We start from the raw sequence: 12518 nt of genomic DNA, 5'->3' as shown, positions 1-12518 counted from the left end.
ACCGGTCACGCCGGGCCGGGCCCGCCGTCGCGGGACACCGCGTCGACCAGGTTCGCGAGCGCACTCGCGGCCTTCGCCAGTCCGTCGTGCGGGGTGACCGGTTCGTCGAGGTAGCCGTCGCGGCGCAGTTCCAGCATGAGGGCGCTCACGCGCGGCTCCCTGCCGTAGTGCGCCAACGGGACGTACGCGCCCGCGAAGGGGGTGTTCTCCGCCGTGTCCCCGTACGCCGCGAAGGCCTCGCGGGCCGCGGCGAGGAGGGTGTCCGGAGTGTGGAACGGGTCGGTGCCCAGGCAGACCGGTGGGCGCCGGTCCGTTCCGTGCAGTTCGTAGGGCAGGGCGTGGCTCGGGTAGGAGTGGACGTCGATGACGACCGCCCGGCCGGTCGCGGCCAGCCGGTCGGCCACGGCCCGTGTCATGGCCTGCGCGTACGGGTGGAAGTACGTGTCCAGCAAGGCGTGCTCGTCCGCCGGGGGTTCGGGGCGCAGGGGCTGGCGGTGTGTGGTGCGTGTGTAGACCGCGCCCATGCCGACGGCCCGCATCTCCTCGCGTGCGTCGGGGAACCGCTCCGGGTCGACGACCAGGCGCGAGCGTTCGTTGACGAACCGCCAGGGTGTGACGCACGCCGCCCGCGCGGCGCGTTCCGCGACGACGTCGGTGTGCGCGTCGGTGATGAGGTCCAGTTCCCGTTCCAGGGCCTCTCCTTGAAACAGCAGGCCCTCGCGTACGCGCGCCGGGATCTCGCGGGAGGCGTGCGGTACGTGCAGGAGCACCGGGGAGGACGGGTCGCCGGGGTGCAGCCGGTACGTTTCCATGACTTCCACTCTCCCACCCCGTCCACGCTCTGGGACAGGTGGTTTCGAGGTGTGGGCGCGGGGTAGGGAGCCCGATCGCTACTACTGAATGGACAGTGAGTAGCTGGAGCGCGACAGGAGTACCTCACCTTGCCCGAAGCACCTTCAGAACTCGTGCGTCACCTGTGGATTCCGCTCGCCGACGGCACGCGCCTCGCCGCCCGCGTCTGGCTCCCGGAAGGCACCGCACGCCCGGCGCCCGCGATCCTCGAGTACATCCCGTACCGCAAGAACGACGGGACGGCCGACCGCGACAACAGCCTGCACGCACGCTTCGCCGCGTCCGGCTACGCCGCCGTCCGCGTCGACCTGCGCGGCAGCGGCGACTCCGACGGTCTGATGCTCGACGAGTACGCGCAGCAGGAGCTGGACGACGGCGTCGAGGTCATCGCATGGCTCGCCGAGCAGGAGTGGTGCGACGGCACCGTCGGCATGATCGGCAAGTCGTGGGGCGGCTTCAACGGCCTCCAGATCGCGGCCCTGCGCCCACCGGCCCTGAAGGCGATCGTGACGGTCTGCTCGACGGACGACCGGTACGCCGACGACGTGCACTACACGGGCGGTTCACTGATCGCCTCGGAGATGCTGCCGTGGGCCTCGACGATGCTCGCCTACAACGCGCGGCCCGCCGACCCGGCCGTGGTCGGCGACGACTGGCGCGAGCGGTGGCTCGAGCGGATGGCGGACACCCCGGTGTACGTCGAGGAGTGGCTGCGGCACCAGACCCGCGACGCCTTCTGGAAGCACGGCTCGGTGTGCGAGGACTTCGGCGCGATCGAGGCGGCGGTACTCGCGGTGGGCGGCTGGTACGACCCGTACTGCGGCGCCGTGCTTCGGCTCCTTGAGGGTGTCGGCAACGCTCCCGTGCGGGCGCTTGTCGGGCCGTGGGCGCACACGTACCCGCACCAGGCGGCTCCCGGGCCCGCGATCGACTTCCACGGTGAAGTGGTGCGCTGGTTCGACCAGTTCCTGCGCGGCGAGGACACCGGGGCCCTGGACGATCCGGCGCTGCGCGCGTGGCTGCCCGAATGGGCGGCGCCCGGCGGCGACAGGGAGCAGCGGTCCGGCCGATGGGTGGCCGAGCGGCGGTGGCCCTCGGAGCGGATCGAGCGGCAGGAGTTCGCCCTGGCAGGCGAGTCGGCGGGCGAGGCCGTCGGGCACGACCCGCTGCGCTTTCGCGACGCACACCTCGACAGCACGCGCGTGCTCGGCACGGCGGGCGGCAGCTGGCTCCAGTTCGGCGACGCGGCCGGGCAGTTCGGCCCGCAGGGCGGGGACGACGGGCTCGCGCACTGCTTCACCACGACGCCGCTCGACGAGCGCGCCGAGATCCTCGGCGCGCCGTCCGTGACGCTGCGGGTGAGTGCCGACAGGCCGGCCGCGCAGCTCGCGGTGCGCCTCAACGACGTTGCCCCGGACGGCAGTTCACGGCTCGTCACCCGCGGCCTGCTCAACCTCACGCACCGCGAGGGCCACGCGGAGACACTGCCGCTGGAGCCCGGTCGGCCCTACGACGTGACCGTGCCGCTGGTGGGGACCGCGCACGCCTTCGCGCCCGGACACCGCATCCGGATCGCGGTCTCGTCCTCGTACTTTCCGCTGGCCTGGCCGTCCCCCGAGCCGGTCACGGTCACCCTGCACGCCTCCCCCTCCGCCGCACTCCACCTGCCCGTACGGCCGCCGACGGACGCGGACGACGAGCTGCGCGCCTACGGGAAGCCGCAGCCCGACCTGCCGGTCGAGCTCTCCACGTCGGGCGACGGCTCGTCGCGGCGGATCGAGCACGACCCGGTCTCCGGCCGCACGGTCGTCGAACTCGTCGTCGACGACGGGGAGTTCAAGGACCTCACCGACGGCCTGTGGAAGCGCGGCGACGCCGTCGACCGCTTCTCGCTCACCGAGGGCGACCCGTCCTCCGCCGTCGTGGAGTGCGAGCGCACCGAGGAGGGCGGGCGCGGCGACGACTGGCACTGGAAGGTCGTCACACACAGCCGGATGACCTCCGACAGCACCTCGTTCACCGTCGTCAACACCCTCACCGCCTACGAGGGGGACACCCGCGTCTTCCATCGCACCACGGACGCCGTGATTCCCCGGCAGGGAGTCTGAGCATGCGCAGACGCACGTTCCTGACCGGTTCGCTCGGTGTCGTCGCGGCCGCAGGGGTGGCCACGGCCACCGGGTCCGCCGCCGGCACGGGGCCCGTGATCACGGTCGGCTCCAAGCAGTTCACCGAGTCGTGGGTGATGGGAGAGCTGTACGCCCAGATCCTCCGCAAGCGCGGTTTCGACGTCGTCCTCAAGTCCAACGTGGGCAGCGCCGACCTCATCGACCGCGCGCTGCGCAACGGGCAGATCGATCTCTATCCGGAGTACACGGGCGTCATCCTTCAGACGTTCGCGATGCCCAAGCACATGCCGACGACGGCGCGTGACACCTACGTGGCCGCGAAGAAGTTCGAGGCGGGGCGCGGGATTTCGCTGCTGCCGCCGACCCCGTTCCAGAACCGCAACGCCGTCGCCGTGCGCACCACCGACGCCCGCAAGCACGGGCTGAAGACGGTCGGCGACCTCAAACGCCTGGGGAAGATCTCGTACGCCGAGTACCCCGACAACATCACGGGCCCGCTCGGCTTCGACGCCATCGTCAAGGCGTACGGGCTGCACGACATGAAGGTGCGGCCGCTCAACATCGGCCTCCAGTACCCGGCGCTGAAGAACGGGGACGTGGACGCGGCCGACGTGTTCACCACCGACCCGCAGCTGCGCCGCTACGACTTCACCATCCTCGACGACGACCAGGCCATCTTCGGGTTCCAGAACGTCTCCCCCGTCGTGCGGACGTCTCTCGTCGAAAGGTACGGCGAGCGGCTCACCGAACCGCTGAACGCCGTCGACGAACTGCTCACGGAGGAAGCCATGCAGGCCCTGAACGAGGCCGCCGCGATGATGCGGCTGAGCCCGGCGAAGGTCGCCGACCGGTTCCTGAGAGCGAACAAGTTGATATGACCGTGACCGAGGAGCATTCCACGATGCAGACCGCCGGCGCCGCAGCAGACATCGTCTTCGACGCGGCCACCAAGACGTACGACGGCACGGCCGAGGCGGCCGTCGACGCACTGTCCCTGACGGTTCCCGCGGGCGAGATCTGTGTCCTGCTCGGCGCCTCAGGGTGCGGCAAGACGACTGCGCTCACCCTCGTCAACCGGCTCACCGAGCTGACGAGCGGGGACATCCGGATCGGCGGCAGCAGCATCCGCGAGCAGGACGTCATCGAACTGCGGCGCGGCATCGGCTACGTCATCCAACAGGCCGGTCTCTTCCCGCACTTGACGATCGAGGAGAACGTCGCGACGGTGCCGCAGGTGCTCGGCTGGAAGAAGCCGCGGATCGCGGAGCGTTCGCGCGAGCTGCTCGAACTGGTCGGCCTCCCGCACAAGGAGTACGCCCACCGCTACCCCTCCCAGCTCTCCGGCGGCCAGCGCCAACGCGTCGGCATCGCAAGGGCGTTGGCGGCCGATCCGCCCATCATGCTGATGGACGAGCCGTTCGGCGCGCTCGACCCGGTGACGCGCGAACACGTGCAGGACGAGTTCCTGAAGCTGCAGGAGCAGGTGCAGAAGACGACGCTGTTCGTCAGCCACGACATCGACGAGGCCGTCCGCATGGGCGACCGCATCGCGATCCTCGCCAAGGGCGGCAGGCTGCTCCAGTACGACACCCCGGAGCGGATCCTGCGCGAGCCGGCCGACGACTACGTGGCCCGCTTCGTCGGCACGGACCGGGGGCTGAAGGCGCTGACGCTGCGCACCCTCGGCGACCTGAAGCTGGAGCCGGCGGACAAGGCTTCGGACGACGGTGCGCTGCGCACCGGCGACACACTGCGCACCGCCCTGTCGGCGCTGATGGCCGGCGGCGCCGAGCGGCTGCCCGTCACGGACGAGACCGGCAAGCCGGTCGGCTTTGTCACCGTCGAGCTGATACGGGAGGCGGCGTGATCTCGCTGGCCAGTGGCCCCGTCATCCCCGACTTCGGCACGGTCAGTTCGTGTGTGCGCGACAACGGTGTGTTCTGCGTCGACTGGTTCACCGCGAACTTCTCCAGCGTGTTCGGTCCCGCCCTCGTCCAGCATGTGCGCCTCACGGTGATCGCGGTCGGGATCGGTTTCCTGATCGCGTTCCCGCTGGCGCTGCTCGCGCACTTCCGGAAGTGGCTGGTCAGACCGCTCGGCGGACTCACCTCCTTCCTCTACACGATTCCGCCGATGGCACTGTTCACGCTGCTCGTCCCGGTCTCGGGCCTTTCCGTGCTCACCGCCGAGATCGCCCTGGTCTCGTACACGCTGATGGTGCTGTTCAAGTCGACGGTCACCGGGCTCGGCGAGGTGCCCGAGGACGTCCGCCGGGCCGGTGTCGGCATGGGGCTGACCCGGCGCGAAGTCCTGTGGCGCATCGAGCTGCCGCTCGCGCTGCCCGCCGTGATCAGCGGCCTTCGGGTGGCGACCGTGACCACGATCAGCGTGGTCGAGATCGCCGCGTTCATCATCGACCAGGGCCTCGGATCGCCGATCATCCAGGGCCTCCAGTCGCCGTTCAACACACAGTTCATCGGGGCAGGCCTGCTCGCCGTGGCGCTCGCGCTCGCCGCCGACGGACTGCTCGTGCTGCTCGGCCGGGCGCTCACACCGTGGGCCAGGACGCGGAGGACTGTCTGATGCACACCTTCCTCGCGAGTTTCACGTTCATGGCCGACCACCTCGGCCTGCTCCTGGACCGTACGGTCGACCATCTGCTGCTCTCGGCGGTGGCCGTCGCCGTTGCCCTGGTGATCGGGGTGCCGCTCGGTGTGTGGCTCGGGCACCGCGGCAAGGGCTCGTTCCTGACCGTGAGCATCTCCAACATCGGCCGTGCGCTGCCTTCCCTGGCCCTCATCGCGATCTTCCTGGGGCTGCTCGGCATCGGCTTCGTGAACGTCATGACGGCGCTGGTCATCATGGCGATCCCGCCGGTGCTCACCCATGCGTACCTGGGTGTGGAGCAGGTCGACGCGGACCTGGTGCGGGCCGCGCGCGGCATGGGGCTCACACAGTGGCAGATCCTGTGGCGCGTCGAACTGCCGCTCGCGCTCCCGGTGTTGTTCACCGGCATCCGGATCGCCGTCGTGTACGTGATCTCCAGCGCGACCCTCGCCGCCGTCGCGGGCGGCGGCGGGCTCGGCGACATCATCCTCAACCAGGTGTCGTACGGACTGTCCGGTGTCATCGCGGCGGCGCTGTGGGTGGCGGTGCTCGCACTGGTCGCCGACGGCCTGTTCGGGGCCGTCGGCAACCGGCTCGCGCCGCGTGGGACGCGCGTCTAGAACGGCCGTCTAAGCGGGTCGGGGGAAATAGAGGCACATCCCCCGACCCGCTTAGATCCCCGCGTCGCAGCAGCCCTCGCGGCGCATGAGGCGGCCCACTTCCAGCCAGTCGTCACCGGTGGCCCTCAGTGTTCCGGCGGCCACCGGTTCGAAGGAGCCGACCAGGTCGGCCTGCTGGAAGGGGACGCCGCCGCGCAGCACCGCCGTCGTGCGGATCAGGTCATCGAAGTCGGTGAACGGGTCGCCGTCGACGATCGCGAGGTCGGCGAGCTTGCCCTCCTCCAGGGTGCCCAGGTCCGCGTCCGCCCCGAAGACCCGGGCGGGCATCAGCGTCGCGGTGTGCAGGGCCTGGGCCGGGGACAGTCCGCCGCGGTGCAGGGCGCGCAGCGCGAGGTGGAGGTGCAGGCCGACGGGGACGAGCGGCTGGTCGGTGCCGAGCGCGATGTTCCCGCCCGCCGCGAGAACACGACGGTAGACCGCGATCTCCCGGTCCAGAGTGGCGAGTTGGGCCCCGGTGGGCGCGGCCTCGGCCAGCTTCTCCACGGCGGCGGTGTCCCACGGCGGCATGAGCCGCGTGACGCGCAGGTCGTCCGCGAGCGCCGGATCGGCGCCGATCAGCGGCTGCGCGGTGAACGGGGTGGCGATGAGATGGAAGTCGCCGGTCCTCGAATAGATCTCCTCGACGTCCTGGCCGGCGTGCCCGGTAGCCGTCGTCGCGTGCCCGAACTCCAGGCGCTGCGTGGCCTGGAGATGGGTCGTCAGGTCCTGGCCGAGCTGGATCCCCGGTGTGCACAGGTGGCTGCCGCTGCGCACACCGAGCCGCTCGTGGGCGAAGGATGCGGCCTCCTTCATCAGCCAACCCGGTGCCCGCACATAGGTCTTGACGAAGTCCCAGTCGAGCGCGGCGGCCCGGTCGAGCGAGCGGCGCAGGCCCGCGCGGGTGCGGTGGGCGCGGCCCATGCTGTAGGCGACGCGCGGCCCGTCGAGCAGTTCGCCGGTGGCGAGGAGCCTCGGCCCCGCGAGCGCCCCCGCGTACACGGCCTCGCGGATACGCGCCTGCTCGTAGGCGAAGCCGCCGAGGGAGACCGCGGTGGTGATGCCGTAGGCGAGTTGGAGCGCGGTCTGGCGGCCGCCGTAGGTGGACTGCCAGGGGTGGGTGTGGGCATCGAAGAGGCCCGGGATCACGGTCCTGTCGGAGGCGTCGATGCGCTTGACGGACGTCCGGTTGCCGGCGCGGTGCGGGGTGACGGCGGCGATGCGGCCGCCCTCGATGGTGAGGTCGACGTCGTCGCGGACCTCGGATCCGGTGCCGTCCCAGAACCGGCCCGCGTGCACGACGGTGTCGGCGGGGCGGGGGCGGCGGTGGTCGAGCGGGATCCTGACCGTGCGGGCGGTGCCCTTCGCCACGTCGAGGAGGCGGAGTCGGCCCGCGCTCAGGTAGAGGATCCGCCGGCTGTCGGCGGACCAGCTCGGGTGGTCGGCGGCCTCGTCCGTGACCTGGCGGGGTTCGCCGTCCGGGGTGCCGTCGGCGCGTACGGGCAGCAACCACAGCGCGGACTCCACGACCACGGCCATGGTGCGGCCGTCGGGCGACCAGGCGGGCCCGGAGTCGTAGCGGTCGGCGATCGAGACATGCGGGGCGACCTGGTGGACGACGGCCTTCCCGCTCTTGGTGTCGACGACGCGGATGAGGTTGTAGCCCTCGCGGAAGCGCTGGTTGAGGCGGCCTCGGTCGCACAGCGCCACGTATCTCCCGTCGGGCGACCAACAGGGTCTGCCCGGCAGTCCGCCGCTGCCCATCGGTGCGGCGAGGACGCGTTCGGTGCCCGCGCCGAGGTCACGCAGAACAAGGTTGCCGGACATGTCGATGCACGCCAGGCGCTGCCCGTCGGGCGAGAGCGCGGGGAACACGCGCCCGCCCTCGGCGAGCACGGTCTCCTTGCCGCTCTCCAGATCATGACGGCGTACGGAGAACAGGCCCGCCCGGTCGTCGGCGTAGACCAGCGCCTTGCCGTCGGGCGTCCAGGTCGGGGCGAGTACGTAGCGGGTCTGCGGGGCCTGGACGACCTTGCGCGGGGCACGGCCACCCGAAGTGGCGCCGATCCAGAGGGAGTTGATGGCGGCGAAGGCCACCTGCTCGCCGTCGGGCGACAGGGCCGGCAGGTGCGGGGAGCGGACCTGCCGGACTCCCCCGCCCTCGAAGTCGTACCGCTTGACGCGGTAGCGCGGGCGGTCGACCGGGAGCTTCGCGGTGAACGCGACCCGCTCGCCCTCGCTCGGGGCGGCGGGGCGCACGAGGCGGAAGCGGCCGTCGACGGTGAGGAGCAGGGTGTCGGGTCCGGTCCAGCGTGGCGGCACGGGGGCGACGTCGCCGGGCACGTCGACCGGTTTCCCATCGACGACGAGGCTGCAGGTGGCGGTTCCATTGATGGCGGCGGTGGTCCGCAGGTAGGCCAGTGGCCCCTTCGCGCGCGGGGCGACGGCGGGGGTCATGACCTGGGCGCCGGAGTCGTCGGCGTGTTCGGTGGTGACGGCTCCGGCGCCGTCGGCGGCGACCGAGGCGAGGGTGGACGCCTGGAGGGTTCCGGCGGCGGTGACCACTGCTCGTACGAAGAGCACGCGGGTGCCGTCGGCGGACCACGTCGGGTCGAAGTCCTCCCAGGCGCCGCCCTGCCCGGGGCCTTCCTGACCGGGAGCGCCGGTGAGGCGGGTGAGAGTTCCGTCGCGTACGTCGATGGTCCAGATGCGGTACGGGGCGGCGTGCTCGGGGTCGCCGCCGCGCTCGGAGGCGAAGGCGATGCGGCGGCCGTCCGGGGACCAGGCCGGGCCGCGGTCGTCCCAGGGCCCGTCGGTGAGCTGCTCCGGGGTGCCGCCGTCTGCGTCCAGGAGCCACAGGTGGAAGCCGCCGCCCTGGTAGCCGCAGACGACGAGCCGCTTCCCGTCGGGGGCGAACTGGGGGCGGGTGGGCTCTAGTTCGGGGGTGGTGAGCGGTCTCGCGGTGCCGCCCTCGCGCGGGATCGACCACAGGATGTTCTGGATCTCGGCGACGAAGCGGTCGCCGGACGGGGCGAGGGTGGCGGCGCCGTTGGTGGCGGCGGTGAAGGAGAGGGACGCGGGGGCGGCAGCCGCGGCGGAGGCAGCCGTCGCCGGCTCGAGAAGTGCGCCTGCGCCCGCGGCGACGGCGCCGGCCGTCGCGGTGGTGGTCTGCAGGAAGCGGCGGCGGGTGAAGGAGGGACCGGAGGAGACGGGGGTGGTGTCGCGGGTGGTGTCCATGAGACTCCCATTGCACGGAGGGCGTGTGGACCCACGGGGCCGAGTGGCCCGTGGGCCTTGCGGGACCGAGCTGTGCGCGAGTCGGAGAAGGGACGCACAGCAACATACGTGTCACCCGCAGTGAGTCAACATGGCCGACGCCGCGAACCGGTCGACGGACACACGGAAGCCGGGGAATACCCCACCCCGTACCTCCGTTGAAGGCGTCGAGCAAGGAGGAAACAGTGGAGCAGAAGTACTACACGCACGGGACGGCCGCGGAGCGCTGGGACCGTGCCCAGATGTTCTTCGACGCGAAGGAGTACGCGAACGCCGCCCGGATCCTCGACGGTCTCGTCGAGGAGGTTCCCGAGCAGACCGGCCCCCGCCTCCTCCTGGCCCGTTCGTACTACCACTCGGCTCAACTCGGCCGCGCCGAGAGCGAGTTGCGCACCATCGTGGAGCGCGACCCGGTGGAGCACTACGCCCGCCTGATGCTCGGCCGCACGCTGGAGCGCCAGGGCCGGGACGCCGAGGCGGGACCGCACCTGCGGATGGCGTCGGCCCTCGCGGGCGAGTTCGACTAGTCGCGCCGTACGCCGGCACAGCACACGCGGGTCCTGCCCTCTGGGCAGGACCCGCTGACGTCGAATGCTTCAGACCCCCTACTCCTGCGGCACCTTCCCGGCGGCGGTGCCCACCGCGACGCCCAGGACGATCAGCGCGATGCTGATGTAGATCTCGTAGCCGTCGACGTACACGTGCCTCATGAAGCCCATGAGCGGGATCCACGTGCCGAAGGCTTCGTGGACGATGCCCTGCACTCCGCCGAGGATGAGCGTGAAGCTGATGAAACCGAGGATGCCCTTCATGCCCTGAACCGTAGGAATCCCTGCTCGGGGCCGTTATCGGTCATCGGTATACGGGGACGGCGGACTTGTCGTCCGAAAGTATCGACCCTGCGCCCCACAAGGTGCGAAGGTCGACTGACAAAAGCTTGCGCGTGCGTGCGAGCGAGCCCCACAAGCCATTACGAGGCCCGGCCGCACCCCCCTGGCCTGTGACTCGGCTAGCCTTACTGGACGATGAACCGCACAGATCAGACCGCCCAGCCCGCGCCGGACCCCCGACTGACCACTCCCTGGGGAGACGTCGGCCTCGGCCGTTTCCCGGAGAACCCCCGCGACTTGTTGCGCGCGTGGGACGCCGCGGACACGTATCTGCTGCGGCACCTCGCCGAGACGGAGACGGATCTGACCGGGGCGGTGACGGTGGTGGGCGACCGTTGGGGCGCCCTGGCCACGGCACTCGCGGGGGACCCTGGCTGCACGCCGACCCTGATCTCGGACTCGTACCTCGGCCAGCAGGCGACGTACGCGAACCTGGCGCGGAACGAGCACACGGGCGCCGCCCGTCTTCTCACCACGCAGGACACCCGGCCCCAGAGCATCGACGTCCTCCTGGTCCGCGTCCCGAAGAGCCTCGCCCTGCTCGAGGACCAGCTGCACCGGCTGCGCCCCGCCGTGCACGCGAACACGGTGGTGATCGGCACCGGCATGGTGAAGGAGATCCACACCTCGACGCTGAATCTGTTCGAGCGGATCATCGGCCCGACGCGGACGTCGCTGGCGGAGAAGAAGGCCCGCCTCATCTTCACCGAGCCGGACCCGTCCCTCACGCCGGCTCCGAATCCGTGGCCGCACACCTATCAACTCCCGGCCGACATCGGACCGTTGTCGTCCCGTCCGGTCGTCAACCACGCGGGCGTGTTCTGCGCGGAGCACCTCGACATCGGCACGCGCTTCCTCCTCCAGCACCTCCCGCAGGGCACGGACGCGCGCACGATCGTGGACCTGGGCTGCGGCAACGGAGTGGTGGGCACGAGCGCCGCCCTCACCCACCCGAACGCGGACGTCCTCTTCACGGACGAGTCCCACCAGGCAGTGGCTTCGGCGCAGGCCACATACTCCGAGAACGTCGGCGACCGCCCCGGCAAAGCCGACTTCCGCGTCGCCGACGGCCTCGCCGACACACCTCCCGCCTCCGCGGACCTGATCCTCAACAACCCCCCGTTCCACACCCACCAGGCCACCACGGACGCGACAGCCCACCGCATGTTCACCCAGGCCCGCGCGGCCCTCCGCCCCGGCGGCGAACTGTGGGTGGTCGGCAACCGCCACCTCGGCTACCACGTAAAACTTCGCCGCCTCTTCGGCAACAGCCAACTGGTCGCCAGCAACGCGAAGTTCGTCATCCTCAAGGCGGTCAAACGCGAGCCCCGCGGCCGCCGGTAGGCATCCGTGGCCCAGGCCCGCCCGTCCGATACCGCCACCGGCAAGAACACTGCACAATGCGGTCCCATGACTGAACCGCACCCGCTCCTGGCGTACTTCACCCGCGCGTCCGACGCCCGGTTCCCGCCCTGCGACGGCGGCGTGACGGTGCTGCCGCCACTCTCCAGTGGCCTGGAATGCTCCGTCGCCTTCACCGGACACGCGGTCATCGCCACGGCCCTGCCCACCGCCGATGTACGAGCCCACGCCCCCGACGGCTTCGGCGCCTCCCTGGCCCCCGACTTCCTGCGCCGCCTCGCCGGACCCGCGGGATGGATCGGCTGCACCGACGCGATCCTCGCCGCGCGCGGCACCGGAGGGACCCCGCGCCTGGCGGATCTGACACACGAGGTGACCGACCACCCACGGGTGCGCCACGCCCGCGAGCTGCGGACACATGTCGAGGTCCACGGCGACGAGCGCGGCCTCGTCACCCTCGCCGACGGCCTCGCGGGACGACGCGAGCTGAGCATCGAACTCCACGCATCCCGCGACGGCAGCCGAGGACACGGCCGCGCCCTCCTCACCGACGCCCTCTCCCTGGTCCACGAGGGCGAAGCGGTCTTCGCCGCGGTGTCCCCTGGCAACGCGCGCTCCCTCCGGGCCTTCTTGGCTTGCGGCTTCACTCCGCTCGGAAGCGAGGTGATCGTCCGCCCGGCCCGCCCCGATCACCCCGAACGCCCGGCGCCCCAAGCCTTGTAGGAACGAAGCGCTCCGGGTCACGA

11 protein-coding genes are annotated in these 12518 nt (G+C 71.2%); 8 read left to right on the top strand and 3 right to left on the bottom strand.

Features of this window, described 5'->3' with window-relative positions:
* Positions 1-5: 5 nt before the first annotated feature.
* Positions 6-812, bottom strand: a complete 807-nt coding sequence (locus ACIRHA_RS06610) for an N-formylglutamate amidohydrolase (protein ID WP_403840625.1) — start codon at positions 810-812, stop codon at positions 6-8.
* Positions 813-941: 129 nt separating this feature from the next.
* Here ACIRHA_RS06610 and ACIRHA_RS06605 point away from each other — a divergent pair, with 129 nt between their 5' ends.
* From ACIRHA_RS06605 to ACIRHA_RS06585, 5 genes are read left to right on the top strand one after another with little or no spacing between them, the layout of a single operon-like run.
* A complete protein-coding gene (locus ACIRHA_RS06605) occupies positions 942-2960 on the top strand; it encodes a CocE/NonD family hydrolase (protein ID WP_403840622.1) in 2019 nt (672 codons plus the stop codon).
* Between the two features lie 2 nt (positions 2961-2962).
* Positions 2963-3859 carry a glycine betaine ABC transporter substrate-binding protein gene (locus ACIRHA_RS06600; protein ID WP_403840620.1) on the top strand — a complete coding sequence of 299 codons (897 nt, stop codon included), beginning with the start codon at positions 2963-2965 and terminating at the stop codon, positions 3857-3859.
* Positions 3860-3882: 23 nt separating this feature from the next.
* Positions 3883-4848, top strand: coding sequence for an ABC transporter ATP-binding protein (locus tag ACIRHA_RS06595; RefSeq protein ID WP_403840618.1), 966 nt, complete (start codon positions 3883-3885; stop codon positions 4846-4848).
* Positions 4845-5564: an ABC transporter permease gene (locus ACIRHA_RS06590; protein WP_403840615.1), complete on the top strand. Its 720-nt coding sequence runs from the start codon at positions 4845-4847 to the stop codon at positions 5562-5564. The genes ACIRHA_RS06595 and ACIRHA_RS06590 overlap by 4 nt, the downstream gene beginning before the upstream one ends.
* Positions 5564-6208, top strand: coding sequence for an ABC transporter permease (locus ACIRHA_RS06585; RefSeq protein ID WP_403840613.1), 645 nt, complete (start codon positions 5564-5566; stop codon positions 6206-6208). The genes ACIRHA_RS06590 and ACIRHA_RS06585 overlap by 1 nt, the downstream gene beginning before the upstream one ends.
* A gap of 51 nt (positions 6209-6259) precedes the next feature.
* Here the strand turns inward: ACIRHA_RS06585 and ACIRHA_RS06580 are convergent, their stop codons facing one another.
* Positions 6260-9481, bottom strand: coding sequence for an amidohydrolase family protein (locus tag ACIRHA_RS06580; RefSeq protein WP_403840611.1), 3222 nt, complete (start codon positions 9479-9481; stop codon positions 6260-6262).
* Between the two features lie 224 nt (positions 9482-9705).
* On the opposite strand from ACIRHA_RS06580, the gene ACIRHA_RS06575 reads away from it, so the two are divergent.
* Positions 9706-10047 carry a tetratricopeptide repeat protein gene (locus ACIRHA_RS06575; RefSeq protein WP_403840608.1) on the top strand — a complete coding sequence of 114 codons (342 nt, stop codon included), beginning with the start codon at positions 9706-9708 and terminating at the stop codon, positions 10045-10047.
* 78 nt (positions 10048-10125) lie between these two features.
* Here ACIRHA_RS06575 and ACIRHA_RS06570 read toward each other — a convergent pair whose 3' ends face one another.
* Positions 10126-10332, bottom strand: a complete 207-nt coding sequence (locus ACIRHA_RS06570; RefSeq protein WP_403840605.1) for a hypothetical protein — start codon at positions 10330-10332, stop codon at positions 10126-10128.
* A gap of 213 nt (positions 10333-10545) precedes the next feature.
* Between ACIRHA_RS06570 and ACIRHA_RS06565 the strand changes: the two genes are divergently transcribed.
* Together ACIRHA_RS06565 and ACIRHA_RS06560 are read left to right on the top strand one after the other, a co-directional pair.
* On the top strand, positions 10546-11754 hold the full coding sequence (locus ACIRHA_RS06565) for a methyltransferase (protein ID WP_403840602.1): 1209 nt from the start codon (positions 10546-10548) through the stop codon (positions 11752-11754).
* 66 nt (positions 11755-11820) lie between these two features.
* Positions 11821-12495, top strand: a complete 675-nt coding sequence (locus ACIRHA_RS06560) for a hypothetical protein (RefSeq protein ID WP_403840600.1) — start codon at positions 11821-11823, stop codon at positions 12493-12495.
* The last annotated feature ends 23 nt before the right edge of the window (positions 12496-12518 follow it).

This window comes from Streptomyces sp. NPDC102360, from assembly GCF_044766085.1.
In the GTDB taxonomy this organism is placed as follows: domain Bacteria; phylum Actinomycetota; class Actinomycetes; order Streptomycetales; family Streptomycetaceae; genus Streptomyces.
This window is presented reverse-complemented; position numbering and strand designations above follow the sequence as displayed.

Excerpts from the sequence above, each read along its gene's own strand:
- ACIRHA_RS06600 (WP_403840620.1), top strand. The coding sequence starts at position 2,963 with ATGCGCAGACGCACGTTCCTGACCGGTTCGCTCGGTGTCGTCGCGGCC.
- ACIRHA_RS06585 (WP_403840613.1), top strand. The coding sequence starts at position 5,564 with ATGCACACCTTCCTCGCGAGTTTCACGTTCATGGCCGACCACCTCGGC.
- ACIRHA_RS06570 (WP_403840605.1), bottom strand. The coding sequence starts at position 10,332 with ATGAAGGGCATCCTCGGTTTCATCAGCTTCACGCTCATCCTCGGCGGA.
- ACIRHA_RS06565 (WP_403840602.1), top strand. The coding sequence starts at position 10,546 with ATGAACCGCACAGATCAGACCGCCCAGCCCGCGCCGGACCCCCGACTG.
- ACIRHA_RS06610 (WP_403840625.1), bottom strand. The coding sequence starts at position 812 with ATGGAAACGTACCGGCTGCACCCCGGCGACCCGTCCTCCCCGGTGCTC.
- ACIRHA_RS06580 (WP_403840611.1), bottom strand. The coding sequence starts at position 9,481 with ATGGACACCACCCGCGACACCACCCCCGTCTCCTCCGGTCCCTCCTTC.
- ACIRHA_RS06560 (WP_403840600.1), top strand. The coding sequence starts at position 11,821 with ATGACTGAACCGCACCCGCTCCTGGCGTACTTCACCCGCGCGTCCGAC.
- ACIRHA_RS06595 (WP_403840618.1), top strand. The coding sequence starts at position 3,883 with ATGCAGACCGCCGGCGCCGCAGCAGACATCGTCTTCGACGCGGCCACC.